The 26,746-nt window shown below is 58.0% G+C and carries 25 protein-coding genes and 1 riboswitch; of the genes, 13 read left to right on the top strand and 12 right to left on the bottom strand.

What is annotated here, in order from left to right; translation table 11 throughout:
* Positions 1 to 5 precede the first annotated feature (5 nt).
* Positions 6 to 314 (bottom strand): type II toxin-antitoxin system RelE/ParE family toxin, encoded by a 309-nt coding sequence (locus tag K5Y33_RS21165; RefSeq protein ID WP_101762747.1) that lies wholly within the window; start codon positions 312 to 314, stop codon positions 6 to 8.
* Between the two features lie 123 nt (positions 315 to 437).
* Positions 438 to 1,829, bottom strand: coding sequence for an MFS transporter (locus K5Y33_RS21160; protein WP_222235047.1), 1,392 nt, complete (start codon positions 1,827 to 1,829; stop codon positions 438 to 440).
* A gap of 410 nt (positions 1,830 to 2,239) precedes the next feature.
* Between K5Y33_RS21160 and K5Y33_RS21155 the strand changes: the two genes are divergently transcribed.
* Entirely contained in the window at positions 2,240 to 3,154 is a 915-nt protein-coding gene (locus K5Y33_RS21155) for a sugar ABC transporter substrate-binding protein (RefSeq protein WP_110867681.1), read from the top strand.
* Positions 3,155 to 3,236: 82 nt separating this feature from the next.
* Here the strand turns inward: K5Y33_RS21155 and K5Y33_RS21150 are convergent, their stop codons facing one another.
* The gene (locus tag K5Y33_RS21150) at positions 3,237 to 3,731 is read right to left on the bottom strand and encodes a GNAT family N-acetyltransferase (protein WP_222235046.1); all 495 of its coding nucleotides are present in this window, start codon (positions 3,729 to 3,731) and stop codon (positions 3,237 to 3,239) included.
* Positions 3,732 to 3,795: 64 nt separating this feature from the next.
* On the opposite strand from K5Y33_RS21150, the gene K5Y33_RS21145 reads away from it, so the two are divergent.
* A complete protein-coding gene (locus K5Y33_RS21145; RefSeq protein ID WP_110867683.1) occupies positions 3,796 to 5,628 on the top strand; it encodes an ABC transporter ATP-binding protein in 1,833 nt (610 codons plus the stop codon).
* Here K5Y33_RS21145 and K5Y33_RS21140 read toward each other — a convergent pair.
* Entirely contained in the window at positions 5,625 to 6,746 is a 1,122-nt protein-coding gene (locus K5Y33_RS21140) for a GNAT family N-acetyltransferase (RefSeq protein ID WP_222235045.1), read from the bottom strand. The genes K5Y33_RS21145 and K5Y33_RS21140 overlap by 4 nt on opposite strands.
* A gap of 195 nt (positions 6,747 to 6,941) precedes the next feature.
* Here K5Y33_RS21140 and K5Y33_RS21135 point away from each other — a divergent pair, with 195 nt between their 5' ends.
* The 3 genes from K5Y33_RS21135 (at position 6,942) to K5Y33_RS21125 (ending at position 9,499) form a co-directional block, all read left to right on the top strand.
* Positions 6,942 to 7,841, top strand: coding sequence for a LysR family transcriptional regulator (locus K5Y33_RS21135; RefSeq protein WP_110867690.1), 900 nt, complete (start codon positions 6,942 to 6,944; stop codon positions 7,839 to 7,841).
* A 99-nt stretch (positions 7,842 to 7,940) separates the two neighbouring features.
* Positions 7,941 to 8,882: a glutathione S-transferase family protein gene (locus tag K5Y33_RS21130; RefSeq protein ID WP_222235044.1), complete on the top strand. Its 942-nt coding sequence runs from the start codon at positions 7,941 to 7,943 to the stop codon at positions 8,880 to 8,882.
* 11 nt (positions 8,883 to 8,893) lie between these two features.
* A complete protein-coding gene (locus K5Y33_RS21125) occupies positions 8,894 to 9,499 on the top strand; it encodes an alpha/beta hydrolase (protein WP_222235043.1) in 606 nt (201 codons plus the stop codon).
* On the opposite strand, the gene K5Y33_RS21120 is transcribed toward K5Y33_RS21125, so the two are convergent.
* From K5Y33_RS21120 to K5Y33_RS21110, 3 genes are all read right to left on the bottom strand, one after another.
* Positions 9,496 to 10,293 carry a sugar phosphate isomerase/epimerase gene (locus tag K5Y33_RS21120; protein WP_222235042.1) on the bottom strand — a complete coding sequence of 266 codons (798 nt, stop codon included), beginning with the start codon at positions 10,291 to 10,293 and terminating at the stop codon, positions 9,496 to 9,498. The genes K5Y33_RS21125 and K5Y33_RS21120 overlap by 4 nt on opposite strands.
* 106 nt (positions 10,294 to 10,399) lie before the next feature.
* Positions 10,400 to 10,777, bottom strand: a complete 378-nt coding sequence (gene crcB / locus K5Y33_RS21115) for a fluoride efflux transporter CrcB (RefSeq protein ID WP_101762757.1) — start codon at positions 10,775 to 10,777, stop codon at positions 10,400 to 10,402.
* A 90-nt stretch (positions 10,778 to 10,867) separates the two neighbouring features.
* Positions 10,868 to 10,943, bottom strand: a riboswitch (Fluoride riboswitch).
* 145 nt (positions 10,944 to 11,088) lie between these two features.
* Positions 11,089 to 12,117, bottom strand: coding sequence for a zinc-binding alcohol dehydrogenase family protein (locus K5Y33_RS21110; protein ID WP_222235041.1), 1,029 nt, complete (start codon positions 12,115 to 12,117; stop codon positions 11,089 to 11,091).
* Between the two features lie 135 nt (positions 12,118 to 12,252).
* On the opposite strand from K5Y33_RS21110, the gene K5Y33_RS21105 reads away from it, so the two are divergent.
* Together K5Y33_RS21105 and K5Y33_RS21100 are read left to right on the top strand one after the other, a co-directional pair.
* Positions 12,253 to 13,155 (top strand): GntR family transcriptional regulator, encoded by a 903-nt coding sequence (locus tag K5Y33_RS21105; protein ID WP_192236923.1) that lies wholly within the window; start codon positions 12,253 to 12,255, stop codon positions 13,153 to 13,155.
* 174 nt (positions 13,156 to 13,329) lie between these two features.
* Entirely contained in the window at positions 13,330 to 14,682 is a 1,353-nt protein-coding gene (locus K5Y33_RS21100; RefSeq protein ID WP_222235040.1) for an MFS transporter, read from the top strand.
* A gap of 409 nt (positions 14,683 to 15,091) precedes the next feature.
* Here the strand turns inward: K5Y33_RS21100 and K5Y33_RS21095 are convergent, their stop codons facing one another.
* Both K5Y33_RS21095 and K5Y33_RS21090 read right to left on the bottom strand, forming a co-directional pair.
* The gene (locus tag K5Y33_RS21095) at positions 15,092 to 16,006 is read right to left on the bottom strand and encodes a LysR family transcriptional regulator (protein ID WP_222235039.1); all 915 of its coding nucleotides are present in this window, start codon (positions 16,004 to 16,006) and stop codon (positions 15,092 to 15,094) included.
* Between the two features lie 2 nt (positions 16,007 to 16,008).
* Complete coding sequence (locus tag K5Y33_RS21090; RefSeq protein WP_101762792.1) at positions 16,009 to 17,064, bottom strand: dipeptidase; 1,056 nt, start codon at positions 17,062 to 17,064, stop codon at positions 16,009 to 16,011.
* A gap of 198 nt (positions 17,065 to 17,262) precedes the next feature.
* Between K5Y33_RS21090 and K5Y33_RS21085 the strand changes: the two genes are divergently transcribed.
* The 6 genes from K5Y33_RS21085 to K5Y33_RS21060 are packed head-to-tail and all read left to right on the top strand — an operon-like array spanning position 17,263 to position 23,859.
* Positions 17,263 to 18,858, top strand: a complete 1,596-nt coding sequence (locus K5Y33_RS21085) for an ABC transporter substrate-binding protein (RefSeq protein ID WP_222235038.1) — start codon at positions 17,263 to 17,265, stop codon at positions 18,856 to 18,858.
* The gene (locus K5Y33_RS21080; RefSeq protein ID WP_222235037.1) at positions 18,858 to 19,868 is read left to right on the top strand and encodes an ABC transporter permease; all 1,011 of its coding nucleotides are present in this window, start codon (positions 18,858 to 18,860) and stop codon (positions 19,866 to 19,868) included. Before K5Y33_RS21085 ends, K5Y33_RS21080 begins: the two co-directional genes overlap by 1 nt.
* Entirely contained in the window at positions 19,865 to 20,764 is a 900-nt protein-coding gene (locus K5Y33_RS21075; RefSeq protein ID WP_061719814.1) for an ABC transporter permease, read from the top strand. The genes K5Y33_RS21080 and K5Y33_RS21075 overlap by 4 nt, the downstream gene beginning before the upstream one ends.
* Entirely contained in the window at positions 20,765 to 21,592 is an 828-nt protein-coding gene (locus K5Y33_RS21070; RefSeq protein ID WP_192415463.1) for an ABC transporter ATP-binding protein, read from the top strand.
* 3 nt (positions 21,593 to 21,595) lie between these two features.
* Positions 21,596 to 22,336 carry an ABC transporter ATP-binding protein gene (locus K5Y33_RS21065; protein ID WP_110867700.1) on the top strand — a complete coding sequence of 247 codons (741 nt, stop codon included), beginning with the start codon at positions 21,596 to 21,598 and terminating at the stop codon, positions 22,334 to 22,336.
* A complete protein-coding gene (locus K5Y33_RS21060; protein WP_222235036.1) occupies positions 22,333 to 23,859 on the top strand; it encodes a serine hydrolase in 1,527 nt (508 codons plus the stop codon). The genes K5Y33_RS21065 and K5Y33_RS21060 overlap by 4 nt, the downstream gene beginning before the upstream one ends.
* Positions 23,860 to 23,970: 111 nt before the next feature.
* Here K5Y33_RS21060 and K5Y33_RS21055 read toward each other — a convergent pair whose 3' ends face one another.
* The 3 genes from K5Y33_RS21055 to K5Y33_RS21045 form a co-directional block, all read right to left on the bottom strand.
* Complete coding sequence (locus K5Y33_RS21055) at positions 23,971 to 24,807, bottom strand: fumarylacetoacetate hydrolase family protein (protein WP_222235035.1); 837 nt, start codon at positions 24,805 to 24,807, stop codon at positions 23,971 to 23,973.
* A 77-nt stretch (positions 24,808 to 24,884) separates the two neighbouring features.
* Positions 24,885 to 25,706: a M55 family metallopeptidase gene (locus K5Y33_RS21050; protein ID WP_222235034.1), complete on the bottom strand. Its 822-nt coding sequence runs from the start codon at positions 25,704 to 25,706 to the stop codon at positions 24,885 to 24,887.
* Positions 25,706 to 26,746 carry a P1 family peptidase gene (locus K5Y33_RS21045; RefSeq protein ID WP_222235033.1) on the bottom strand — a complete coding sequence of 347 codons (1,041 nt, stop codon included), beginning with the start codon at positions 26,744 to 26,746 and terminating at the stop codon, positions 25,706 to 25,708. Before K5Y33_RS21045 ends, K5Y33_RS21050 begins: the two co-directional genes overlap by 1 nt.

Raw genomic sequence — 26,746 nt, 5'->3', positions numbered from 1 at the left:
GGCTGCTAGCGGTGTTTACGATAAGTGTGTGGATCGAGATAGAGATCTCTTGCCGTGCCATTAACCCATTGAAAAATTAGTCGATACTGCTCATTTATCCGTATTGAATAATACCCCAATAGCGGAGGTCTTAAGGCCTCAAAGCGATTACCCGGTGGTGAACGCAAATCATGATGCGATGTTGCGGCATGGATGATGTCGAGCTTGCGCGCCAATGCGGACTCAATCATGGCCGGGATATGCTTATGCGGTGTTGCATAAACAAAAAATAATCGCAGCCAATCGTCCCTGAAACTGTGAATTGAACCCTTCATCTACTACCACACCTGATGTAAACATGGTGGGCAACTTATTGCACTAACGCACTGTGCTCAAGTGCATTTTTTAACATCATAACGAATTTCAGATCGGGATTCCAAAAATTTATGAGCCGATGATTAAACCGCTTTAATGCCGCGCGCTTTCTCAGGATTTTCATAAGAGGCTACGAGATTCTGCTCCGCACCAACGCGTTCAATCGGTCCCATCACCAGCAGAAACAGCAGTGCAGCAACCACGCAGTGCGCGCCGACAAACACCAGCCCGATGCTGTAGCTGCCGGTTAAGCCGACGATGATGCCGAACAGCAGCGGCGTGATAAAACCCGCCATATTGCCGATGCCATTAAAAATCGCGCCCGCCAGGCCAATCGCTTCTTTCGGTGCGGTATCGCTGACAATCGTCCAGGTTCCGGCGCCCGCCGCCACGCCTTTACCAAAGAAGGCGAACGACATCATGGCGATAATGCCGACGTTGCTGGGGATCACCGCCGCCAGAACCAGCGATGCCGCCATCAGCATGCCGACGATATACGGCGTTTTACGCGCCCAGGATAAACTCCAGCCGTTCGCCAGCAACTTATCAGAGATATAGCCGCCGCTGATGCCGCCGAGGAAACCAAATACCGCTGGTGCGATGGTGGCAAAACCGGCATCAAGAATATTCATGCCGCGCGCCTGCACCAGATAGATCGGGAACCAGGTAATGAAGAAGTAGCTCAACGCGATGATGCAGTATTGGCCGATATAGGCGCACCACAGCATGCGGTTGCTGAGCAGCTTCCTGAACATCGCTTTGCTCAACGGCGGACGCGCTTTTAGCGTTTGTGCCGAATCGATATCAACCAGCGCACCGCCCTGCTCAATGTAGCGCAATTCATTTTCCGAGACCTGCGGATGATGGCGTGGGCTGCGCATAAAGCCCATCCAGACAAACACTGCCAGCACGCCAATGCCGCCCAGCACAAAGAACGGCCATTCCCAGCCGAAGCGCGACACCAGCCAGCCGGAAAGCGGCGAAAAGATGGCGACAGCAAAATATTGCGCCGAGGCAAAGAGTGAAGAAGCACGGCCGCGTTCAGCGCTGGGGAACCACATGATCACTGCGCGCGCATTGGCGGGAAAACTCGGTGCTTCAATCAGGCCCAGCGCGAAACGCAGCGCAAACATCAGCGTGAGCGCCATGGTCATGCCGCTGGAGAACTCGCCGACAAAGCCCATCAGCAGCGTGGAGATCGACCACAGCGCCAGCGTCACGCCATACACTTTTTTGGTGCCGAAGCGATCGAGAAACAGGCCGCCGGGGATCTGGCCGATCACATAGGCCCAGCTAAATGCCGAGAGGATCAAGCCAAGCTGGATCGCCGAAAGTCCAAACTCATCTTTGATCGCCGATCCTGAGATCGACAGGATCGAGCGGTCGGCATACGCCACCACGGAAAGAAACAGGATCAGGCAAAGGATCCCAACGCGTACGTGGCTGTTCTGTGGACGATGATTGGCTTTTAGCATGGGCTGAATTCCTCAAATGAACGTGCCGGAATACCGCTTTATTTCCCTGTTCAGCAACTATAGGAAGCGGTTTCAGGCGTGGTCATTGGGCGAATGGCGGAATCGACAGTGCTAATTAGCGCCAGAATTGGCAGCCAGCACAAAGCAAGGTGCGGCGCTGCACAGAACCTCAAAAATCCGCAGGCTGTTGCACCGCAATGTGCGCCAACTCTAAGAAAATCCTTAGCAGTGCAACTATGAGCGCGCAAAGTAAGACGCACCCGAGAGCAAAGTGTGCGCTTAGCTGCAAAATCCAACCTTGCTGATTGTCAGCCGGGTGGCGGGCTCGTAGGCTGAAAATGATTTCATTGAGCCATTTTTTAAATCGATGAAACATTCATTCTAATAACAAGCTTACTCTGGAGTCTGCGATGAAAATCCTCAAGGCGATTGTGTTGCTCGGCCTGCTCTCGGCGTCACTATCGGCGCTGGCGGAAAAAATTGGCGTGTCGATGGCCTACTTCGATCAAAACTTCCTCACCATTATTCGCCAGTCGATTGATAAAGAAGCCAAAGCGCGTGGGCTTGATATTCAGTTTGAAGATGCACGCGGCGATGTCGGACGTCAGACCGATCAGGTGCAGAGTTTTATCGGTGCGGGCATGGATGCGATCATCGTCGATCCGGTCGATTCCGCCAGCACGCCGCAGCTCACCAGGCTGGCGCAGCAGGCAAAAATTCCGCTGGTGTACGTCAACCGCACGCCGGGCGATAAATCGCTGCCGGCCGGCGTGGTGTTTGTCGGCTCCGACGAGCGTGAATCCGGCACCTTGCAGATGGAAGCGCTGGCGAAAATGGCTAACTACAAAGGCAATGTGGCGATCATGATCGGTAACCTGACCGACGCCGGTGCGCTGCAACGCACCAAAGACGTTGAGCAAGTGGTGGCGAAATATCCCGGCATGAAAGTGGTACAGAAACAGCCCGCCAACTACGCGCGCAATGAAGGCATGGATTTGATGAATAGCTGGCTGGGCAACGATGAAGCGATTGATATCGTTGCGGCTAATAACGATGAGATGGCGATAGGCGCGGCCATGGCGCTGGCTAAAAGCAATAAAAAGGTGCTGATTGGCGGTATCGATGCTACGCCAGACGGCCTGAAAGCGCTGTCGCAGGACAAAATTCAGGTCACGGTTTTCCAGGATGCGGTCGGCCAGGGCAAAACGTCGGTGGATGTGGCGCAGAAGCTGATCAAAGGCGAGAAAGTGGATTCACACGTGTGGATCCCGTTCGAGCTGGTGACCAAAGAGAATATGCAGAAGTACGTTGAGAAGAGTCAGTAAAAGGTCAAACGCGAGCGATGAATCGCACCGCTACGAATGCGTGCACAATTCCGTAGCGGCGCAATTTATTGCGCAAAACCCATCAGTTTTTTAGTTTAGCCATCTGCACGATATCGTGATATTCGCCGTCGCGCAGGCAGGCTTTGCGCTTCACGCCCTCGCGCTCGAAGCCCAGCTTCTGATACAGGCCCAGCGCGCGTTGGTTATCGTGGAACACTTCCAGCTCAATACGCATGATGCCGAGCCAGTTGAAGGCGTAATCCATCGCGTTGCGGATCAGCTTTTCACCAATGCCGCGCCCGCCAAACGCCGGATCGACGCTAATACCAAAACTGATGCTGTGACGCGTACGCGGACGCTGTTCGACAAACAGCGTGAGCTCACCGACCATCGCACCCTCAATCTCCGCAACAAAGCCGATGTATCCCAGCTCATCCATCTTTTCGAATTTTTTCTGCCAGGTCGCTATGCTCGGGCACGGCAGCTGCGTGGTCCAGCGATAGACCTCAGGATGGCTGTATAGGCGTTGGTAGGCGGCGGCATCGCCCGGCTCACGACCGCGAATGTGTAAATCCATGTCGGTAATCCCTTTTCACATGCACTAAGCTGTTAACTCTCACCATTTCGGGAAGAGTGATTCTATGTTGTATCGCCGTTTTGAACGTTTTATCAATATTTTCCAGGATGCGCCAACCGATTCCCCACCCGCCAGCGTCTGGCCGTTCTACTTCTACTATCTGCGTCAGGTATGGCCGAGCTTTGTCGCGCTGCTGATTGTCGGGCTGGCGCAGGCGCTGATCGAAGTGGCGCTGTTCAGCTATCTCAGCCGCATCATTGACCTGGTTAATCACTCGACGCCCGCTTCGCTGTTCAGCGATAACTGGCAAATATTGCTGTGGATGGGTTTTGTCGCGCTGATTCTGCGTCCGGTGGTGATTGCTGCGCACGATATGCTGGTACATCAAAGTATTAACCCGAGCATGACCAGCATGATCCGCTGGCAGCATCACAACTACGTGCTGCGTCAAAGCCTGAACTTCTTCCAGAACGATTTTGCCGGACGCATTGCCCAGCGCATCATGCAAACCGGTAACTCGCTGCGTGATTCGGCGGTACAGCTGGTGGACGCCATCTGGCACGTGGTGATTTACGCGGTGACCTCGCTGGTGCTGTTCGCCGAAGCCGACTGGCGCTTGATGATTCCGCTGGTGATCTGGATTGTGGCTTACAGCGTGTCGCTGAGCTTCTTTGTGCCGCGCGTTAAACAGCGTTCGGTGGTGTCATCGGAAGCGCGCTCGAAATTGATGGGCACCATTGTCGACGGCTACACCAACATCGCCACCATCAAACTGTTTTCGCATAACGATCTGGAGAAGCGTTACGCGCGCGAAGCCATTCAGGAGCAAACCGACAAAACCCAGCACGCCAGCCGCATGGTCACCACCATGGATATCACGCTCTCGACGCTGAATGGCTTGCTGATTGTCAGCACCTCCGGCCTGGCGCTGTGGTTGTGGAGCCAGTCGCTGATCAGCGTTGGCGCGATTGCGCTGGCGACCGGTTTGGTGATCCGTCTGGTGAACATGTCCGGCTGGATCATGTGGGTGGTGAACGGCATCTTCGAAAACATCGGCATGGTGCAGGACGGCCTGAATACCATCGCGCAGCCGCTGAGCGTGCAGGATGAACCGAATGCGAAAAACATGCAGGTGACGCGCGGTCAGATTCGTTTTGAGGATGTGCGCTTTGATTATGGCGGCAGTCGTCAGGTGATCAATCGCCTCAACCTCAACATCAAGCCGGGCGAGAAGATCGGTTTGATTGGACCGTCCGGGGCCGGTAAATCCACCCTGGTGAATCTGCTGCTGCGGCTGTATGACATCAACAGCGGCCGTATTGTGATTGACGATCAGAACATCGCTGAAGTGACGCAAGAGAGCCTGCGCGGGCAAATCGGTATGATCACGCAGGACACGTCGCTGCTGCATCGCTCAATTCGCGAAAACCTGCTGTATGGTCGTCCGGATGCGACGGAAGAGGAGTTGCAGGCGGCGATTATCCGCGCGCGCGCCGACGAGTTCATTCCGCTGCTTTCTGATCCGCAAGGCCGCACCGGGCTGGATGCGCACGTGGGCGAGCGCGGCGTGAAGCTGTCGGGCGGTCAACGTCAGCGTATCGCCATCGCGCGCGTGCTGCTGAAAGATGCGCCGATTCTGATCATGGACGAAGCCACCTCGGCGCTGGATTCCGAGGTGGAAGCGGCGATTCAGGAGAGCCTGGAAACGCTGATGCAGGGCAAAACGGTGATTGCTATCGCGCACCGTCTTTCCACTATCGCCAAAATGGATCGTCTGGTGGTGCTGGAGCAGGGTGAGATTGTCGAGATGGGCAACCACCGCGAACTGCTCGCGCACGGGGGACTTTACGCGCGCCTGTGGCAGCATCAGACCGGCGGTTTTGTCGGCGCGGATTAATCACGCCGATACGGTAAGGCGTCGCGCGCTTCAATTGCCCAGCCGCGCACGCCTTCCCGTTCCTGCAGCAGAAAATCCGCCACCGCATCGCGCAAGCCGGGATGACACAGATAGTGCCACGAGTGGGTAATGTGCGGCTCAAAGCCGCGCACCAGCTTATGCTCGCCCTGCGCGCCCGCATCAAAACGCTGCACACCTTCCGCGATGGCGAAATCCATGCCCTGATAGAAGCAGGTTTCAAAATGCAGCCGATCAAACTCCGCCAGACAGCCCCAATAGCGGCCGTACAGCGTGCTGCCGTCCATTAAGCAGAACGCCATCGCTGCCGGTTGCCCTTGTAGCGAGGAAATCACCACGCGAATCGAATGCGGCATGCGCTCCGCCAGCAGGCTAAAGAAGTGGCGGGTCAGATAGGGCCGCTGGCCGCGCACCGCGTAAGTGTTGGCATAACAGGTGTAAACAAAATCCCACTGATCCTCGCGCAGCTCATCGCCGCGATACCAGCTGAATTCAAAGCCGCTGCTCATCACCTGCTCACGCTCTTTACGCAGTTGTTTGCGCTTGCGCGACATCAGCGTGTCGAGGAAATCCTGAAAATCGCGGTAGCCTTTGTTATGCCAGTGATACTGCAAGCCGAGGCGCTCCAGCCAGTCTGGCTGCTGCTGCATGATGTGGTTGGCGAACGGCGTGGTGAAGTTGATGTGCGCGCCGCTCAGACCGTGTTGATAGAGGTTATCCGGCAGCACGCTGAGCAGTTTCAGCACCGCTTCTTCATCGCCCAGCAGGCGTGCGCCAGTCACCGGACTGAACGGAATCGCGCCCAGCCATTTCGGATAGTAAGGAATACCGGCGCGCTGACAGGCATCCGCCCACGCATGGTCGAACACATATTCACCGCGCGAATGGCGTTTGCGATAGCCCGGAATCGCGGCACGCAGCGTGCCGTTTTCGCGCCACAGCAGGTGATCCGTCTGCCAGCCGTTTTCGGGCCGCACGCTGCCGCTCTCTTCAAGTGACAAGAGAAATGCGTGGCGTAAAAACGGTTGATCGTCAGGTAACAGCGCATCCCATTCGACGGCGGAGATCTCCGCCAGCGACGACAGATGTAGCAAAGACATTCACGGCTCCCGGCCAGATGAAAGCAGGCGCCTAGTTCAACAGGTTTTCCCGCGTGGGAAAAGGTGTAGCGCACTGAATGTGTATACCTTGCTTTGTGCCCGCAACCGACCTGTGGATAGTTCCGTAGCGGCGCGATTTATCGCGCGCCCTTTAGGCATGTGTATACTCAGCTTTTTTAGCCGTCAGGAAACGCCATGGATCGCCTCGATTGTGACCGCATGTTTGTCGCCGTGCTGGAAGTGGGCAGCTTCGCCGGCGCTGCCGAACGCCTCGGCACCAGCAGCGGCCAGGCGTCGAAGCTGGTCTCCCGGCTGGAGCAGGAACTCGGGGTGCAGCTGTTTAAACGCAGCACGCGCGCACTCTCACCCACCGAAATCGGTCGCGCCTATTACGAACGGGTAAAAACGCTACTCGAAGCCTTTGATACGCTGGATGCCACGGTGCGCGACAGCGCCACTACGCCGAGCGGCCGCCTGAAGATCAGCGCGCCCGGCACCTTTGGTACTGCGGTGCTGGCCAGCGTGCTGGTGGAGTTCGCGCGTCATTATCCGCAGATCGAACTCGACGTGAATTTCTCCGATCGTGCAGTTAACATTGTCGATGAAGGCTTTGATATGGCGATTCGCATCGGCAAGCTTGATGACAGCAGCCTAATCGCGCGCCGCCTTGGCGATGTGCCGATTCGCGTGGCGGCGTCTTCCGGTTATCTGCTGCAACACGGCACGCCGCAGCACTGGCGCGATTTGGCGGCTCATCAGTGCATCAGCGATACCAACTTCCGCGATCCCTGGCATTGGCCGTTCGTGACGCCGTGCGGCGACAGCGTCAGCATGCCGATTCGCGGTCGTCTCTGTTTCTCCAATACCGAAGCCTGTTTGCAGGCGGCGATCGCCGGATTGGGCATTGCGCGGCTACCAGGTTTTATTGCCGCACCCGCCCTGCAGCGCGGTGAAATCGTCTCGCTATTAGAGGAATTCGCCACGCCGCCCATGGGCCTGTTCGCGCTCTATCCGCCGGCGCGTCATCTGGCGCAGAAAACCCGGCTGCTGATCGATTTCCTCGCCGCCCATTTCCAGCACCATCCGCCCGGCTGATTCCTTCCAATTTGGAAGCAATGAAAGCCATTTTGCCCGGATTATCGCCTAACCATCAGCGCTGTATGCTCACTTCATCAACACTGAGGAGAGAAGACGATGCTGGTAAACGGTAAGTGGAGTGCAGAGTGGCATCCGGTGCAAGCCACCGATCAACAAGGCGGATTTGTGCGCCAGACATCCCGTTTTCGTCACTGGATTAGCGCAGATGGTTCCAGCGCATTCGCTGCCGAGCCGGATCGTTATCACCTCTATGTGGCGCTGATTTGTCCTTGGGCCTCGCGCACGCTGCTGGCGCGCAGTCTGAAAGGGCTGGATAAGGTCATCAGCGTGTCGGTGGTTGAGCCGCAGCTCGGCGCGCAAGGCTGGCGCTTCGGTGATTATCCTGGCGCAGATCGCGACTGGCTGAATAAAGCCGAATACCTTCACGAACTCTACACCCGTGCCGATGCCGATTTCACCGGCCGCGCCACCGTGCCGGTGCTGTGGGACAAAAAGACGCAAACCATCGTCAATAATGAGTCAGCCGATATCCTGCGCATGCTGAACAGCGGCTTTGGCGCGCTGGCGGACGATCGCATCGATCTTTATCCCGAGGATCTGCGCGCTGAGATCGACGCGCTAAACGAATCGATCTATCCGCGCCTGAATAACGGCGTCTATCGCGCCGGTTTTGCTACCACGCAGGTGAGTTATCAGCAGGCGTTCAACGATGTGTTCAGCCAGTTGGATGAGCTGGAGCTGCGCTTGCAGGATGGCCGTACTTTCCTGCTCGGCGAGCGCTTAACCGAAGCGGATATCCGCCTGTTCGTCACGCTGGTGCGCTTTGACGCCGCCTATCACGGCCTGTTTAAATGCAACCTGCGCCGCCTGCGCGACTATCCGCTGCTCGATCGTTATCTGAAGAGTATGCTGTCGGTCTCTGGCGTGCGTGAGACGGTGAATATCGATCATATCAAGCAGGGCTATTATTCGATTAAAGCGCTGAATCCCAACGGCATTGTGCCGGTTGGCCCGGATATGGCGGCCTACGGTTTATAAGGAGCAGTGCGATGGCAAAAGCGTTAGTGATTTTTTTACATGGCGTCGGCAGCAACGGCGATGATCTCGCGGTGCTCGGCGAACATTGGGCGCGCCTGCTGCCGGATGTGGCGTTTGCCTCGCCGAATGCGCCCTATCCTTTTGAACATGCGATGGGATATCAGTGGTTTAGCCTGACCGGCATCACGCCCGAAAACCGCCCGGCGCGCGTGCGTGAAGCGCGCGCGGCCTTTGATAACACGCTGCAGCAGCTGATGGCGCAGCACGGCATGGCGGATGCGTGGGACAAAGTGATTCTGGTGGGCTTTTCGCAGGGTTCGATCATGGCGTTAGATGCGCTGGCGTCGGGCCTTTATCCGCTGGCTGGCGTGGTGGCCTTTTCCGGCCGTCTGGCATTTGATGGCGCATTAACGCCGCAGCCGTATACGCCTGCGCTGCTGATTCACGGCAAAGCCGATGAGGTGATTCCGTTTAGCGAAAGCGTATCGGCGGAGCAACGTTTACAGCAGGCTGGCGTGACGGTGGAAGCGCGTTATGAAGCGGCAACCGGCCACACCATTTCATCGCAGGGTGCGATGGATGCCGCCGGTTTTATTGCGCAATGTTTGCAGGATTAAGGCCAGTAACGATTTAACGCCTGCCACGCTTTTTGCGCAGCCACGTCTGCTGGCTGCGCCTTCAACCTATCGTTGAACACTTCAATGCCAACCGGCCCGCTGTAACCGGCACTTTTCAGCTTATCGACAAAGCGTTCCACTTCGATGATGCCATCGCCCGGCAACAGGCGCTGGTGACGCGCGTACTCGCTAAGCGGCTGCTTATCCTGCGGTGGCATGTCGGCCATATCGCACAGCTGCACTTCGTAGATACGGTCGGCGGGAATGCCATCCAGCTGCGACGCATCGCCGCCTAACGCGCAGATGTGGAACAGATCGACCACCAAACCGATATTCGGCTGGTCCAGCCGTTGCAAGCGTTCCCACGCCAGCGGCAGCGTGTTATCTACGCTGCACCACGCCATCGGCTCATACATGATGCGCATGTTGTAGCGCGCGGCTTCCGATGCCATCCAACGTAAATCTTCATCAATACGCGCCGCCACACAATCTTCACGCGTGCTGGCCGGTGCCTGAATGGTGTCGCAGCCGATGGTTTGGGCAATCTGAATAAACTGACGCAGCTCTTCGCGTTTTTGCTGGCGGTCGCGATCCGGCGCACCGGTGAAATCGCGCAGCACCTGTACATTGGTGAAGCCAAGCTGCAACTGCTTCGCTAACTGTGGCGTACTGGCTTGCACATCGTCGCGCCAGATCTCAACCTGATCGAAACCGGCGGCGCGTGCGGCACGCAGCTTCTCCTCAGGTTCACCGTTTAACAACACCAGGTTAAGGAATTTAGGGTTACAACGCATGACACAGCTCCTTAATCGTCCGGATAATCGGTGACAAATTCTGTGCGTCACGCGCACAGAATGGCGATCAGTATCTACCTCTGAGGAGTTATTTCAAGCGCGATGGTTATCCGAGCAGATTGACCGCGGCAAAACCGGCGAAGGTCATCAGCAGCGAACCAATAACATGCACCATCACGCTCGACATCGCCCAAAGGTATTTACCTGATTGTAGCAACCCAACAATTTCTGCAGAAAAAGTGGAAAAGGTGGTTAAGCCGCCACACAAGCCAGTGACAATTAACAGTTTCCAAAAGGGATCGATATGCGGATTACGCACAAAGAAAGCCAGCGCCGCACCGATGATAAAACCGCCCACCAGATTCACCATCAAGGTGCCGGGCGGCAAATTGGGAAACAGCGCGTTAAAACGTAATGAGATCAACCAACGCAGCGTACAGCCCACCGCACCGCCCAGCACCACCGCCAGTAACGATTTCAACATAGTTTGGAGCTCCTGATATGAATGACGCGCAGGGCCGCGGCAGGACAGAATAACACCTGACACACCGCCGTCTCCCGCGCAGGGATACGAGTGTTGTCAGGCGTCATCAGCCGTCTGTGACCAGAACGGCGGTTGGGGAAGGTGGCACGCCATCACCTTAGGCGGGAGATAATACGCTGGCTTGGCAATGCAGACAATATGGTGAAGGAGGCACAGTGTTGTCGCGGCGCGATCTATCGCGCGCATCAGTGAAGGCACCGTGCCAACCCCTCTTTGCGTAATAAATTGCGCCGCTACGGTTGGTGCCAATATCAACGTTCGAAGTGAATCACGCCCTTAATCAGTTCCCGGTTGTTAATCACATCCGCTTCAAAGTTATCTGCCAGTTTAGAAAAATCATAATGGCGATTGAGCATCATGTCGGCACGAAGCTGCCCGTTCGCCATCAGTTCGCCTACTTTCGCGAAATCTTCCAGCGTGGCGTTGCGGCTGCCCAGCAGCGTGGTTTCCTTTTTGTGGAACTCGATATCCGGGATCACCAGATCGCCTTTGTGCAGGCCGACAAACACGATGGTGCCGCCGTGACGAATCAGTTTCACCGCGCCGTTCATCGCCGCTGGGCTGCCGGTGGCATCGATCACTTTGGCCGGCAAACGCCCACCAAACTCCGCCCGCAACTGCGCCTCAAAATCGGCGTCTAATGGATTTACCGTCGCCAAACCCAGCTTCTGCGCTACGTGTGCACGGCGTTGCTCGCTGGTGTCGGCCACCACCACATTCGCCCCCGCCGCCGCCGCAATCGCGGCCACGCCAAGGCCAATCGGACCTGCACCCACCACCAAAACCTGCTCATCCGCCGTAACGGCCGCACGGCGCACCGCATGCGCGCTGATGGCGAAGGGTTCAATCAGCGCGGCGGCTTCGGGATCAACCTCATCCACCGCCAGCAAATTGCTGGTCGGCACGCTAAGGTATTCGCAGAAACCGCCATCCTGATGCACCCCAATCACCGAGATTTTTTCGCAGCAGTTGGTTTTGCCACTTAAACAGGCATCGCACTGCTGGCAGGCAACGTAAGGAATCAGCGCCACGCGCTGGCCCAGCCTGAAGCCGCTGGCCTGGCTGCCGAGTTCTACCACTTCGCCACACAGCTCATGCCCCAACACGCGTGGATAGCTGAAAAACGGCTGATTTCCGGCCCAGGCGTGGATATCGGTGCCACAAATGCCGGCGGCGATCGGTTTGATCAGTACTTCATGGGCGGCGGGCGTCGGCTTCGCGCGCTGCTGCCATACCATCTGGCGCGGCTCGGCGACCACCAGCGTTTTCATCGTTGTCATTGGCTTCTCCTGTGCTGTTGTCGCAGTTATGGCGAAAATCGCCGATGGCAGCGTTTTGCGTTGGGGGAAGTGTGAAGCCAACCGCTTTTTTTGGGCTTTGTATGGTTTTTAATAGATAAAAAACCGGAGACGCGTATGAGCCGCAGCCAGAATCTACGTCAGAACGTGATTAACCAGATGCTGGAAGGCATTGCCAAACGGCATATCCGTTCGCCGTTGCCCCCGCAGGCGGCGCTGGCTGAGATGTTCAACATCAGCCGCACTACGGTGCGCCACACTTTGCAGCATCTGCATGAGCGCGGCGTGCTGGAAAAGGTGGATGAAACCTACGTTATCGTGCGCGATCCCAGCGAAGAAGATGGTTTTAACGCCCTGACGCCGCCGATCGATCAGCAGGCGCTGCAGTTTGAGCAGACCTTTTTTAACCTGATTAATCAGCGTCAGCTGATGCCGGGCGATACCTTTAGCGAGCTGCAGTTAGCCCAGCAGGTGAAGGTCAGTCCGGTTGTGGTACGTGAATTCCTGCTGCGCTTTATGCGTTATGACCTGCTGGAACCGGTAAAGCGCGGACAATGGCGCATGAAGAAGTTCGATCAGAAGTATGCCGAGAACCTGTTTGAGCTGCGTGAAATGCTGGAAACCCACGCGCTGACCCGTTTTCTCAACCTGCCCTCGCAGGATGAGCGCTGGATGCAGGCGCGCGACCTGCTGGATCGCCATCGTTCGATGCGTGACACCATCGCCAGCAATTACCGCCACTTCGCCGCGCTGGATAAAGAGATGCACACGCTGATTCTCTCCGCCGCCAACAATCCGTTTTTTAATCAGTCGCTGGAGATTATTTCCGTGATTTTTCACTCGCATTATCAATGGGATGAAACCGATCTTAAGCAGAGAAATATCGTGGCGCTGGAGGAACATATGGCGATTCTGACAGCGCTAATTAGCCGTCAGGATGTCGAAGCCTTGTGCGCCCTGCACACTCACCTCGGCACCGCCAAAACATCGATGATCCGTTCGATCCGCCAGTACAATTAAAAACCGATTAAAAACCACAAAGCATTAGCTCCCGCACGAATCTGAAACATCTCCGCAACATCCCGATCTGATTGCTTCTAGTCTCGAAGTCAATCCGTTGGGGCAGCACCGTTTTGCTGCCGCAGGATCCCACACAAACGCATAACGATAAGTACCCAGATCCGGGAGGTCGCAATGGAAAATACTTCGGCTCGTGGCCGCGAAAACGCGCCACAACCGGCTGCAGACGGGCAAGATTTTATCCCGGCACGCAGTGACGTGGTGCGCTCGCCGCGCATCAGAAAGATCCAGATTACCGCCATGCTGCTGCTGCTGTTCGCTGCCATGATCAACTATCTCGACCGCAGTTCGCTGTCGGTGGCCAATATGACCATTCGGGGAGAGCTGGGTTTATCCGCGACTGAAATTGGCGTGCTGCTGTCGGCCTTCTCGCTGGCGTATGGCTTAGCGCAGCTGCCGTGCGGTGCGCTGCTCGATCGCAAAGGGCCGCGCATCATGCTGGCGATTGGTATGTTCTTCTGGTCGCTGTTCCAGGCGGCCGCCGGTTTGGTGCATAACTTCACCCAGTTTATTTTGGTGCGTATCGGCTTAGGTATTGGCGAAGCGCCGATGAACCCGTGCGGCGTCAAGGTGATCAACGACTGGTTCAACATCAAAGATCGCGGCATGCCGATGGGCATGTTTAACGCCGCTTCGATGATTGGCTTGTCGATTGCGCCACCGATTTTGGCCGCGATGATGATGGTGATGGGCTGGCGCGGCATGTTTATCACTATCGGCGTGCTCGGCATGTTTCTCGCCATCGGCTGGTATCTGATGTACCGCGATCGCGATAACAACACGCTGAGCGGTGAAGAGATTCACTATCTGCAGGCGGGCAGCGTGGCATCGCGCAAAGAGCCGCTGAGTTTTGCCGAGTGGCGCGGCCTGTTCAGGCAGCGCACCATGTGGGGCATGATGATTGGCTTCAGCGGCATCAACTACACCGCGTGGCTGTATATCGCGTGGCTACCGGGCTATCTGCAATCCACTTATAATCTTGATCTGAAAAGCACCGGTTTACTGGCCGCGATTCCATTCCTGTTCGGCGCGGCGGGCATGCTGCTGAACGGTTATGTGGTCGATGCGCTGGTGCGTCGCGGCCATGATGCGGTGAAGGTGCGTAAGATCTCAATCGTCACCGGCATGCTGTTGTCCGCCGCGTTTACCGCCTTTGTAACGCGTGCCACCGACACCACCAGCGCGGTCACCATGATTGGTATGGCGCTGTTCTGCATCCACTTTGCCGGTACATCGTGCTGGGGTCTGATTCACGCCAACGTCACGGCGCGCATGACCGCCTCGGTCGGCAGCATCCAGAACTTCGCCAGCTTCGTGTTCGCCTCGTTCGCCCCGGTGATCACCGGTTGGGTGCTGGATACCACCAAGTCGTTTAGCCTGGCGTTGATGATTTGCGCCGGTGTGACGGTGGTGGGTGCGCTGGCCTATTTGCTGCTGGTGCGTAAGCCGATTACCGATGGGGTTTGAATGGTCGCCAGGAATGGCGTAATACATGTCAGTTAAGCGCAGTGCGACTTTCGTTCGCCTCGTACTGAGGCAGTTGCAGCACCTTCGTGCGGCGACCGAGCAGAGGGCGTCTGGCCACGCCCTCTGCACTCCCAGGCCTTGCGCCAGCCCAACCCGCCGCTTCGCGGTACCTTCACTCATTCACGATTCCTGACGGACCGGTGTCGATTCGCTCCTGCTCAACGCCACCTCTCGCCGCATCCATGCGGCTCGTCCTGGAATCCCTCAATCGTTCAGCGGATTGGGATGTCGCCTCAACACCCTCGCTGCAGCAGCAATGTGTTTTCTTAATTCACAATCGCTGTAAGCTCCGTAAAGTCGCCATGCATGGCGACCGGATGCCTATGAATATGCGCACCGGCAATTGGCGTTATGCCGGGTGGGTAAAAAACCGCGATTCACACTGGCGCGCGATCTCCCACAGCTTGTTGCGAATCACCTGTTTCAGCTGCAGCGTTGATTGCGACTGCGGTTGATCGCGGCGACTGATTAACATCACTTCAAACGGTAGCGGCTGCGCGACCGGCAACAACTTGAGCTGGTCGGCATAACGGCACGCGGTAAACAGATCGACAATCCCGACGCCGCCGCCCGCCAGCACCATATCGGCAATCACCGAATAGGTTTTAATCGACAGTGATACCGCCGGATTGAGCCCTTTATCGCGCAGCGCGCGGTGCAGCACCCGACCGAGCGGATCCTGATTCTGCATCATCAACAGGTTGTTGGCGCACAGCCACTCCAGCGTCACCGGCTCATGGTGGGTGTGATCGCGCGGCAGCAACGCCACCATCGACGACTGAAACAGCGGTTCCGCCAGTAAATCGGCATCCACCTGCTGACCAAACACCAGCGCGAAATCGAGCTGATTAGCCATGATCATGCCGCACAAGGTGCTGAAATGCTCGGTGACCAATTCCACGCTGACCGATGCCGCTTGTTGCCGCCAGTTCACCAGCGCGGGCGCTAACACCATCTGACCAAACGCATGCGCAGCACCGACGCGCACCGTTTGCCCTTCGCCGCGCCGCAGTTGCTCGGTCAGCTGGGTAATCGCCTGTAAACGCTGATAGATATCTTCCACTTCCGGCAGCAAGCGCCGCCCTTCTGCCGTCACCACCATGCCCTGCGCGCGCCGCTCAAACAGCGCAAAACCGAGCTGCTGCTCGGCGTGATTAAGCACGCGGCTGACATTCGGCTGCGACACATTTAGCAAACGCGCCGCCGCACTGATGCTGCCGGTCTGCACAATCGCCTGAAAGACTTCGATATGCCGCAGCCGCATGATTATTCGCCCCAGGTGGCTTCAAGCACGCGCAGCCAGTTGCCGTGGCAAATCTTCTCCAGCAGCTCGCGTGAATAGCCGCGTTGCGCCAGCGCCTGCACCAGTAGCGGGAATCCGGCCACGTCCTTCAGATCGCCCGGCATGGTGGCGCCATCGAGATCCGAACCAAAACCGACGCCCTCTTCCCCCACTTTTTCCAGCAGATACTCAACGTGACGCACGATGGCATCGACGCCGGTCGGCGCATGGCGATCGCCATCTTCACGCAGGAACGGCACGGCAAAATTGACGCCGACAAAGCCGTTGGTTTCGGCAATCGCCGCCAGCTGGCGATCGGTGAGATTACGCGACTGCGCGCTGAGCACATGCGCGTTGGAGTGGCTCGCCACCAGCGGCGCATCGCTGATTTCCGCGGTGTGCCAGAAGCCTTTCTCATCCATATGCGACAAGTCGACCATGATGCGGCGGCGATTACAGTCGCGCACCAGCTGCTTGCCCGCAGCCGTCAGGCCGTTGCCGATATCTGGCGACGAGGGATAGAGGAACGGCACGCCGTCGCCGAACTGATTCGGGCGGCTCCACAGCGGTCCCAGCGTGCGCAAGCCGCTGGCGTACAGCATGTCGAGCAGCTCGCCGTGGGTATCCAGCGCTTCCGCACCTTCGACGTGCATCACCACCGCTAACACCTTGTTCGCCATGCAGTGACGAATCTCGCGCACGCTGCGGCAAATCTTCACCTGGCCATTCGAGGCCTGCTCAATGCGCAGCAGCAGCGCCAGCATGGAAAAGGTCGCGTCGCGCGCTGAGTTGATAATTTCCTGAGGAAAATCTGCGAGGTCTGGCGCACTTCTTGCAATCAGAGGGTGGGACGGCACCCAGGTGGCGAAAATGCCACCTACCATATTTCCCTGACGGATACGCGGCAAGTCCATTTGGCCCGTTTTGGTGCCAGTAAAAAAGGCATTAACCGCGTCCGGCTGATGGTGCTGCCACAGCTTATTCAGCACATCGTTGTGGCCGTCAAAGACCGGAATATCGAGGGTAATCGAGTCAGACATGTTGTTCAGTTCCATGTTCGGGGGAAAGCGCAGCACTGCCAGCTGGCGGAGCAAATTGCACCATAAAAGGGCAAAACCACACGCGTGAAACAAAGGACGTAGAACCGGTATTAATCCTCCGGTGGGTGCCTAAAGTCAAGACAAAAAATAATCAAATAACGATTTTTTATTTTAATTATCAATAAGTTGGGAGTTTACATGGTTACCAGAAGACGTTTTCTTGCAGGATGCACTGCTGTACCTGTTGTTTCCTACCTCAGCCTGAATTCTTCCTTTGCCGCGACGCCACCGACCATGCTGGTGATCGCGATGCAGCTCGATAACATCACCAGCCTCGATCCACACGAAAGCTTCGAAGCCACCGGCGGCCAGATCTGCGGCAACCTCTATCAACGTTTAGTCACGCCCGATCCAAAGCAAGCCGATAAAGTGATTGGTCAACTGGCGCAAAGCTGGGACGTCAGCAGCGATAACGGCACTTACACGTTCCATCTCGATCCGGCGGCCAAATTCGCCGATGGTTCGCCGCTTACCGCAGAAGACGTGGCGTTCTCGATTGAGCGTATCGTCAAGCTGGATAAGAGCCCGGCCTTTATTATCAACCAGTTCGGCTTTACCAAAGACAACGTGACGCAGCGGGTCACCGCGAAAGATGCGCACACCGTGGAGATGAAACTCGGCGCGCCGGCGGCCGAAACCTTCCTGCTCTACTGCTTGTCCGCCACCGTCGGCAGCATCGTGTCGAAGAAAGCTTGTCTGGCGAACCAGCAGAACAACGACTTCGGTAACGGATGGCTGAAACAGCACAGCGCCGGTTCCGGTGCCTTTACCCTGCGCACCTGGAATGCCAGTGAAACGGTGATTCTGGAGATTAGCCCGCAATATAAAGGCGCCAGCAAAACCAAACGCGTGATCCTCAAACACATCGCCGACCCAGCCGCGCAGGCGCTGATGCTGAAAAAAGGCGATGTTGATGCCGCATATGACCTCACCACCGAACAGCTGCTGCAGGTGAAAAACGACAGCAGCGTGTCGCTGGTGAATCAGTCACTGTCGGCCATCATGCTGATGTCGTGCAACACCAATAATCCGTACCTGAAAAAACCGCAGGTGTGGCAGGCGCTGAAGTGGGCGCTGGATTACGACAGCATCCAGAAAAACATTCTGTCGATGAGTTTTGTCACCCATCAAAGCTTCCTGCCGAGCGGCTTCCCGGCGGCGCTGGACGATACGCCATTCCACAAAGATCTGGCGAAAGCCAAAGCGCTGCTGGCCGAAGCGGGATATCCGGACGGTTTCGACATCACCCTCGATCACTACTCCATGCAACCCTATCCGGACATCGCGCAGGCGATTCAGACGCAATTGGGCGCGATTGGCATCAAAGTGTCCCTTATCGCCGCCGAAAACCGCCAGGTGCTGACCAAGATGCGTGCGCGCAAGCATCAGCTGGCATTGACGGTTTGGGGCGCCGATTACTTTGATCCCAACTCCAACACCGAAGCCTTCTGCGTTAACACCGACAACAGCGATAACGCGCGTGCGCGAACGCTGGCGTGGCGCTGCAGCTGGTCAGACGATGAATTTAACAAACTCACCGAGCAGGCGCTGCATGAGCCGGATCCGACGAAGCGCATCGCGCTCTATCAGCAGATTCAGCAGTTAGGCCGCGAGAAGAGCCCGTTTATTTTCATGATGCAAAAGACCAAAAACGTGGCCACCAGCAAAGCGCTGAGTGATGTCCACATGACCGTGCTGGAGCAGTGGCCGTATGCGCAGGTGAAAAAAGCCTGATGCCGTTACTGAAGAGAATCGTCAGCACCCTGGGAAGCCTGGTGCTGACGCTGTTTGGTCTGTCGGTGTTGACCTTTTTCATTGGCCGCGTCATGCCCACCGATCCGGTGCTGGCGGCGGTCGGTGATAACGCACCGCAATCGGTGGTTGAGCGCGTACGTGCGGAAATGGGGCTGGATCAGCCCCTTTACGTGCAGTTTGGTCACTACCTCAATCAACTGCTGCATGGCGATCTCGGTAAATCGATTCTCACCTCGAATCCGGTGATTACCGATATCGCCCGCTTCTTCCCCGCCACCATGGAGCTGGCAACGGCGGCCATCATCATCGCGGCGCTGATTGGCATTCCGCTTGGCGTGTGGGCGGCGGTGCGTCAACGTTCGTGGGTCGATCAAACCATTCGCGTGATCTGTCTCGCCGGCCATTCGCTGCCGGTGTTCGTGCTGGCGCTGCTGAGCCTGCTGGTGTTCTACGCGGTGCTCGGCATCGCGCCCGGCCCCGGTCGGCAGGACATCATCTGGCAGGATATGGTGCCGCAGGTCACCGGCTTCCTCACCATTGATTCGCTGCTGGCCGGGGAAATGGACGCCTTCTGGGATGCGCTGGCCCACATGGCGCAGCCGGTGCTGATTCTGGCCTACTTCAGCATGGCCTACATCACGCGTATGACGCGCACCTTTATGCTTAACGCGCTGAGCGGCGAGTTCGTGATCACCGCGCGCGCCAAAGGTTTGTCGTCACGGCGGGTGATTTGGCGGCATGCGTTTCCCACCGTGGCGGTTCAGCTGGTCACGGTGCTGGCGCTGACCTACGCCGGATTGCTGGAGGGCGCGGTGGTGACGGAAAATGTCTTCGCCTGGCCCGGCATCGGCCAATATCTCACTACATCGCTGATGAACGCCGACATGAACCCGGTGATCGGCGCCACTTTGCTGGTCGGCACCGTGTATGTGCTGCTCAATCAGCTGGCTGATCTTCTCTATCGACTTTGGGACCCGCGCGTAAAATGATCTTCTTCTCACGAGAATGGCTGCTCGACGACACGCCAGCCAATCGCCGCCAGGCGGTGTGGGGCCGGCGTTATCGCCTGTGGCTCAGCCTGCGCAGTAATCCGCTGGCGATGGCCGGATTGCTGGTGGTGGCGGTGATGCTGCTGCTGGCGCTGTTTGCCCCGTGGCTGACGCCGTTCGAACCCGGTATGCAGCATCTGGAAAACCGTCTGGCGGCCCCTTCCGCCGCGCACTGGCTCGGAACCGATGAGCTGGGGCGCGATGTCTGGACGCGCATTATCTACGGCGGCCGTACCACGCTCGGCATGGTGATCGCCGTGGTGCTGCTCACCGCGCCGCTCGGTCTGCTGATTGGCTGCATCGCCGGCTATGCCGGCGGTTTCATCGATAAAGCGCTGATGCGTTTGACCGACATCTTCCTCGCCTTCCCGCGTCTGATTCTGGCGCTGGCTTTTGTCGCGGCGCTGAAACCCGGCGTGGAGAGCGCGATTCTGGCGATTGCCCTGACGTCGTGGCCGCCGTATGCGCGTCTGGCGCGGGCCGAAACCCTGCAGTTCCGTCACAGCGACTTTATCGCCGCCAGCCGTCTGACCGGCGCTTCGCCGCTGCGCATTATTCTGCGCCACATCATGCCGCTGTGCGTGCCGAGCCTGATTGTGCGCGTCACGCTGGACATGAGCTCCATCATCATCACCGCTGCCAGCCTCGGTTTTCTCGGCATGGGCGCGCAGCCGCCGTCACCGGAATGGGGCACGATGATCGCCACCGCGCGTCGTTTCCTGTTCAGCGAATGGTGGGTGCCATTAATGCCGTGTATCGCGATTTTCCTGACGTCTCTGGCGTTCAACTTTCTCGGCGACGGTCTGCGTGACGTGCTGGATCCCAAGGAGCGCTAAATGTTGGTGGAAATTGAGAACCTGCGCGTTGCCTTCCGCTCGCGCAGCGAAACCGTTGAAGCGGTGCGCGGCGTCAGTTTTAGCGTTGGCCACGAGAAGTTTGCCATTGTCGGCGAAAGCGGCTCCGGCAAATCATTGACCGCGCGCAGCCTGATGCAGCTACTGCCGGGCAACGCGGAAGTGAGCGCCGACGTGCTGCGCTTTGACGGCATCGATCTGCGCGGGGCCAGCGAGAAAGTGCTGCGCAAAATTCGCGGCAAGCGCGTCGGTTTTATCCTGCAGGACCCGAAATATTCGCTCAATCCGGTGATGACCATCGGCCAGCAGATTGCCGAAGCCTGGCGCGAGCACAAAGGCGGCAGCCACAAAGCGGCGATGCAGGCGGCGATTGAGCTGCTGGAGCAGGTGAAGATTCGCGACCCTGAAGCCGTGGCGCAACGCTATCCGCATGAAGTCTCGGGCGGCATGGGTCAGCGCGTGATGATTGCCATGATGCTGGCGCCCGATCCGGAACTGTTAATCGCCGATGAACCCACCAGCGCGCTGGATGCCACGGTGCAGGCGGAGATCCTTAAGCTGATTGATGAGCTTGTGTCGGCGCGCGGCATGGGGCTGATTCTGATTAGCCACGATTTGCCGCTGGTGTCGCACTTCTGCGATCGCGTGGCGGTGATGTACGCCGGCCGCATCGTTGAGCTGCTCGATGCCGGGCAGTTGCAGCAGGCGCAGCATCCCTATACGCGCGGTTTGCTGGCGTGTTTGCCGTCGTTGCGCCATCCGCGCGAACGTTTACCCGTATTGCAGCGCGATGCCGCGTGGCGAGAATAATTTATGATTCAAATCGATAACCTGCGCATCAACTTCGGTGCGCACACGGCGGTAAAAGACGTCAGTTTCTCGGTCGGTAACGGCGAAAGCTTTGGCCTGGTCGGTGAAAGCGGCTCGGGCAAATCCACCATCCTGCGCGCGCTCGCCGGACTGAATGCCGACTGGCAAGGCAGCATGCTGTTTGGTGGCATGCAGCTCAGCGCCAAACGCAGCCGCGCCTTCTATCGTCAGGTGCAGATGGTATTTCAGGATCCGTTTGGTTCGCTGCACCCGCGCCAGACCATCGATCGCATCCTGCACGAACCGCTGCTGGTGCATCAGCTCGATCGCGCCGAACAGCGCATCAGCCAGGCGTTAAGCGAAGTGGGGTTGCCCGCGTCGGTGCGTTTCCGCTATCCGCATCAGCTGTCGGGCGGCCAGCGTCAGCGCGTGGCGATTGCGCGCGCGCTGATCGCCGAACCGGAAGTGCTGCTGCTGGATGAGCCGACCTCGGCGCTGGATGTGTCGGTGCAGGCCGAAATCCTCAATTTACTCAGCGATCTCCGCAGCGAGCGCAAACTCACCTACATTATGGTGACGCATAACCTCGCGGTGGTAACGCATCTGTGTCAGCGCATTGGCGTGATGCAGAATGGCGAAATGGTGGAACAGCTTAGCGCCGACGATCTGCGCGCGCGGCGCATCCAGCATCCGCATACCGCCCAACTTTTCGATCTCAGCATGACGCTGGAGGAACCGGCATGACCGCTTACTGGCAACGCGCCGCGGATGTCGCACAACAGATCACTGAAAGCTGGCAACAGCCAGGCGCGCCGGGCGGTGCGATGATCCTGTTTGATGCGCAGCAGATTCACTCAACGCACTGCGCCGGATTGGCTGATTTGGCGCAGCAAACGCCGTTTAGCGCCGACAGCGTGGTGCGTTTCGCCTCCATCACCAAACATCTGTTTGCCGCGCTGGTGACCGGACCGGGACGCCGCTATCTCAAGCTCGACGATCCGCTGGTGCAGCATCTGCCGCAGCTGCGCGGCGCCAACGGCCAGATCACCGTCGGCCAGGCGCTGGATATGAGCAGCGGTTTGCCGGACGTGCGCGAAACCTTATCGCTGCTGGGATTGTCGGTATACAACGCCACCCGCGCCGACGACCTGCTGGATTTTGTCGCGCGCGAAGGCGATCTCAACTACGCGCCCGGCAGCGAAATCTCCTACACCAATACCGGTTATCGGCTGGTTGAAGAGGCGCTGAAAGCCAAAGGCGTGTTATTCAATGACCTGCTGCAGCAGTACATCTGCGATCCGCTGGATATCAACCTGATTGCGCCGGAAAGCTGGTTCGATATTGTGCCCGGTTTAGTGCCCGGCTACTGGCAAAACGGCGCGCAGTGGCAGCTCTCCAGCGCCGGTTTGCATCTCTCGGCATCGGGCAGCATCACCGGCAGCCTGAATCATCTGACGCGCTGGCTGCAAAGCCTGCTGGCCGATAGCGGGCCGGGCGCGGGCGTGCTGCAGCGCCTGAGCGCGCCGCGTCATCTCAACGATGGTCGCACCAGCGGATACGGTTTGGGCATCACCAGCTCGACGCTCGGCAGCCAGACGCTGTTCGGTCACGGCGGTTCGCATGCTGGTTATAAGAGCTATTTCCTGCTGCATCCGGAGCTGAAAATCGGCGTGGCGCTGGTCGCCAACCGCGAAGATGTCACCACGTCGGAAAGCGTGCTGCGCGTGATGGCGGCGCTGCTCAATCGCGCGTTACCGGAGAAAGCACATGATTTAACGCCCGGACTTTACGTGGCGGAAGACGCCGCCGACTGGCTGGAAATCAAAGGCTTGACCGCCACCTGGCTCGGCGCAGGCGAAACCTTGTGGCGTGACGATGTGCACGGCACGGCGGTGTCGCTCTCCAGCACTTTCCCGATGCAACTACGCCATGCTGGCGCGGCGATTGTGGGAGAGATTGGTCATGCCGCCCGACGTTTTGTGCCGGTGCAGGCCGATCAGGCCAGCCTCGATCATCTGCAGGGCCGCTGGTTCGCGCCGCAGTGGCGCAGCGAGTTGGTGATTGAGGGCGACAGCTTAATCATGGGCATCGGCCCGGCGGCGATTCGTGCGCGTTTGCAGTCGCTGGGCAACGATCGCCTATTAGCTACCGCGCAGGATGGACCGTGGGAGAAGCGCTTCGCGATTGCGCGCGAAGGTGACACGCTGCGGCTGCTGTTGAACCGCAGCCGCGTGGTGCGCTTTTTACAGACAGCACGCCCTAAATAATTCGAGTTGCAGCAAGGCGGCAAGTGGGTGAATCCCCAGGAGCTTACATCAGTAAGTGACTGGGGTGAGCACACGTAGCCAACGCAGCGGCGGCTCGAAGTATGACGGGCGCTAAGCCACGTAATGATGTAAACGGCCGATTTTCTCGATTTCGACTTCAATCTCATCGCCGGGGAACATAAACAGCGGTGGCGTGCGTTTTTTACCGACGCCGCCCGGTGAACCGGTGATGATCACATCGCCTGGCGACAGCGGGCTGAACGCGGAGATGTACTCAATGATCTTCGCCACCGGATGCACCATGCTGGCGGTGGTGTCGTTCTGCACTTCGCGCTGATTGAGCCAGGTTTTGATCGCCAGCTGCTGCGGATCGGGGATCTCGTCAGCGGTGGTCATCCACGGTCCGAAACCGCCGGTCTGCTGCCAGTTTTTCCCGGCGGTGAACCAGGTAAACTGCATGTCGCGCACCGTGGCGTCCATAAAGCAGCTGTAGCCCGCAACGTGCTGCAGCGCATCGGCGGCTTTCACCTGATAGGCCGCTTGGCCGATGATCACCGCCAGTTCACCTTCGTAATCAAATTCCTGCGTGGTGATGGGTTTCAGCAGCGGCTGCTGGTGCGCCGCCAGCGAATCCGCGAAACGCACAAATAGCGTCGGCGCTTCAATCGTCTCGGCAAACTCTTTGCGTTTGTCGGCGTAGTTCATGCCAACGCAGAACACTTTGCCAGGATTTTCCACCACTGGCAGGAAGCGAATGGCGCTAAACGGGTGATCAATCGGCTGTGACACATAGGCATCGAGATCGCTTAACGCGCCGCGTTGCAGTAAGGTTTTCAGGTCCGGGCAGTCAGCGCCAAGACGCAAGCCGATATCAATCACGCCCTCTTGCTGCACAATACCGTAACTTTTTCTTTGCTGTTCAATAAGATAAAAACTGCAGAGCTGCATGACTGCCTCGTTGTTATATATAAATTGCGCGCAGGTTAGCAAAATTCAGCAGGAAATGCGGACCGACCTGATGAAAATCACGACTGCGTGGTCGCCAGATAGGAGAAGGCGCTCAGCAGGCTAATCAACGTGTTCATGTCATCGGCGCGATAGCCAACGGTGACCGCGTCAATGCGCGTCACGCCGGGGATCAGGCTGAACAGATCCGCCAGCACCGGTTTGCTGGCTTGCAGCTGCATCTCATAGGGCGCGCTCAGGCGCGTGGTGCTGACCTGGCGTTTGCGTTGCACGGCGGCCGTCGCTGCAGCGCGAATGGCATTTTGCGCTGCCTGCGGGCTAATGGATTCGGCGCAGGTGTGCGAGATGGCGCGTTTCACGCAGACGTAATCCACCGAGGGATAATGCTCGGCAATCCAGCCTTTAAGCTGATCGTCTCCGCTCACCAACCACAGCGGCGTGCCCTGTTCAGCAGCGGCTGCGGCGTAGATGTCGCTTTCGCCCATCACCTTGCCGTTGATGTGAATGCGCCAGAACGCACGGCCGTTAATGGTGTGCGCCAGCACACCCGGTTCACCCGCCGCGCTGTGATAGCCGATAAAGAACAGGCCATCAAACGGCTGCTGCTCAATGCCTTCTACCATCGATAAGCCGCGCGGTTTGCCCTGCACCATGCGCGCGCGGGGATCGATATTTTCCGCACGCAGGTTGGTCATCTGCGCGTGGCTGTCGGCCACCACCACTTCCGTTGCGCCGCCAGCAAAGGCGCCATCGATCGCGGCGTTAACTTCCTGTTCCATCAGTCCGCGTGCCAGTTGGTATTCGGCGTGGCCGGGTGAACACTGTTCTGGTCGCATCACGCCGGCGATGCCTTCGATATCGGCTGAGATAAAGATTTTCATCAACTTAATTTATCCAATACTTCCGTTAACGACGGCCGATGATGGCCGCGAAAACCGGTGACAGATTCGGCGCTGAGTAAGGCATCCAGCACCGCGTGTTCGGTGGCATCGGCGGCGGCGGCGAGCAGCGGTTCCAGCGTGGACTCTTCTGGCGGTTGCGGTTGCGGCTGGGTGGAAAACGCCAGCGCGATATCGCCCGAACCGTGGCCCCAATAACTGCCTAGTCGTCCCAAACCGGCACCGGCGCGTTTGGCGACGCGCTTCAGCTGACGTGCATCGAGCGGCGCATCGGTCGCCATAATAATGATGATGGAACCGGCATCGCGCTGCGGCGTCAGTTCCGGCAGCAGCGGCGCGATCATTTCACCCAGGCGTACGCCATCCAGCGTCAGCGCGGTTAACGCGCCAAAGTTCGCCAGCACCAGCACGCCCAGCGTGGCGTTGAGCGACGGAATACTGCGCGATGCCGTGCCAATGCCGCCTTTCAAACTGAAACAGCTCATGCCGCGCCCGGCACCGACGCTGCCGCGCTCGAAATCTGCCGTGGCGTCATAGAGTGCTTGCTGCGCCATCGCTTCGGTGATCGCCAGCGCCTGAATATCGTTAAGCCAGCCGTCGTTGCACTCCAGCGCCAGCGGATTGACCGTGGGCAAGCTGCGGCCCAACTCGCGGTTGCGGCTGATGGCATCGCGCACCAGCGTGGTAAACAGCGTGCCAACCGCCAGCGTGTTGCTCAGTAGAATCGGCGTTTGCAGCACGCCTAACTCTTCAACCTGCACCAGGCCAACCGGCTTGGCGAAACCGTTAAACACCGCCGCCGCACAAGGCAGCGGCTGGATAAACAGATTGTCGCCCGGCGGCACAATCGCGGTAACGCCGGTTTGTCGCTCGCCGTCGGCTAGCGTGTAGTGACCGACACGCACGCCGGGCACATCGCTGATGCGATTGGTTGGCCCGCTGGCGCTGCGCGGTTGTCCCAGCTGACGCTCGTTGCGCCAGCGTTGCAGCAGCAGGTCGCGCTGCAGTTGTTGAAAGTCCAT

This window comes from Pantoea sp. DY-17 (assembly GCF_019795975.1).
GTDB classification, from domain to species: Bacteria; Pseudomonadota; Gammaproteobacteria; order Enterobacterales; family Enterobacteriaceae; genus Pantoea; species Pantoea leporis.
Note: the sequence above shows the minus strand (reverse complement) of the source record. Positions and strands in the feature narration are given on the sequence as shown.

Excerpts from the sequence above, each read along its gene's own strand:
- K5Y33_RS21165 (WP_101762747.1), bottom strand. The coding sequence starts at position 314 with ATGAAGGGTTCAATTCACAGTTTCAGGGACGATTGGCTGCGATTATTT.
- K5Y33_RS21160 (WP_222235047.1), bottom strand. The coding sequence starts at position 1,829 with ATGCTAAAAGCCAATCATCGTCCACAGAACAGCCACGTACGCGTTGGG.
- K5Y33_RS21155 (WP_110867681.1), top strand. The coding sequence starts at position 2,240 with ATGAAAATCCTCAAGGCGATTGTGTTGCTCGGCCTGCTCTCGGCGTCA.
- K5Y33_RS21150 (WP_222235046.1), bottom strand. The coding sequence starts at position 3,731 with ATGGATTTACACATTCGCGGTCGTGAGCCGGGCGATGCCGCCGCCTAC.
- K5Y33_RS21145 (WP_110867683.1), top strand. The coding sequence starts at position 3,796 with ATGTTGTATCGCCGTTTTGAACGTTTTATCAATATTTTCCAGGATGCG.
- K5Y33_RS21140 (WP_222235045.1), bottom strand. The coding sequence starts at position 6,746 with ATGTCTTTGCTACATCTGTCGTCGCTGGCGGAGATCTCCGCCGTCGAA.
- K5Y33_RS21135 (WP_110867690.1), top strand. The coding sequence starts at position 6,942 with ATGGATCGCCTCGATTGTGACCGCATGTTTGTCGCCGTGCTGGAAGTG.
- K5Y33_RS21130 (WP_222235044.1), top strand. The coding sequence starts at position 7,941 with ATGCTGGTAAACGGTAAGTGGAGTGCAGAGTGGCATCCGGTGCAAGCC.
- K5Y33_RS21125 (WP_222235043.1), top strand. The coding sequence starts at position 8,894 with ATGGCAAAAGCGTTAGTGATTTTTTTACATGGCGTCGGCAGCAACGGC.
- K5Y33_RS21120 (WP_222235042.1), bottom strand. The coding sequence starts at position 10,293 with ATGCGTTGTAACCCTAAATTCCTTAACCTGGTGTTGTTAAACGGTGAA.
- crcB (WP_101762757.1), bottom strand. The coding sequence starts at position 10,777 with ATGTTGAAATCGTTACTGGCGGTGGTGCTGGGCGGTGCGGTGGGCTGT.
- K5Y33_RS21110 (WP_222235041.1), bottom strand. The coding sequence starts at position 12,117 with ATGACAACGATGAAAACGCTGGTGGTCGCCGAGCCGCGCCAGATGGTA.
- K5Y33_RS21105 (WP_192236923.1), top strand. The coding sequence starts at position 12,253 with ATGAGCCGCAGCCAGAATCTACGTCAGAACGTGATTAACCAGATGCTG.
- K5Y33_RS21100 (WP_222235040.1), top strand. The coding sequence starts at position 13,330 with ATGGAAAATACTTCGGCTCGTGGCCGCGAAAACGCGCCACAACCGGCT.
- K5Y33_RS21095 (WP_222235039.1), bottom strand. The coding sequence starts at position 16,006 with ATGCGGCTGCGGCATATCGAAGTCTTTCAGGCGATTGTGCAGACCGGC.
- K5Y33_RS21090 (WP_101762792.1), bottom strand. The coding sequence starts at position 17,064 with ATGTCTGACTCGATTACCCTCGATATTCCGGTCTTTGACGGCCACAAC.
- K5Y33_RS21085 (WP_222235038.1), top strand. The coding sequence starts at position 17,263 with ATGGTTACCAGAAGACGTTTTCTTGCAGGATGCACTGCTGTACCTGTT.
- K5Y33_RS21080 (WP_222235037.1), top strand. The coding sequence starts at position 18,858 with ATGCCGTTACTGAAGAGAATCGTCAGCACCCTGGGAAGCCTGGTGCTG.
- K5Y33_RS21075 (WP_061719814.1), top strand. The coding sequence starts at position 19,865 with ATGATCTTCTTCTCACGAGAATGGCTGCTCGACGACACGCCAGCCAAT.
- K5Y33_RS21070 (WP_192415463.1), top strand. The coding sequence starts at position 20,765 with ATGTTGGTGGAAATTGAGAACCTGCGCGTTGCCTTCCGCTCGCGCAGC.
- K5Y33_RS21065 (WP_110867700.1), top strand. The coding sequence starts at position 21,596 with ATGATTCAAATCGATAACCTGCGCATCAACTTCGGTGCGCACACGGCG.
- K5Y33_RS21060 (WP_222235036.1), top strand. The coding sequence starts at position 22,333 with ATGACCGCTTACTGGCAACGCGCCGCGGATGTCGCACAACAGATCACT.
- K5Y33_RS21055 (WP_222235035.1), bottom strand. The coding sequence starts at position 24,807 with ATGCAGCTCTGCAGTTTTTATCTTATTGAACAGCAAAGAAAAAGTTAC.
- K5Y33_RS21050 (WP_222235034.1), bottom strand. The coding sequence starts at position 25,706 with ATGAAAATCTTTATCTCAGCCGATATCGAAGGCATCGCCGGCGTGATG.
- K5Y33_RS21045 (WP_222235033.1), bottom strand. The coding sequence starts at position 26,746 with ATGGACTTTCAACAACTGCAGCGCGACCTGCTGCTGCAACGCTGGCGC.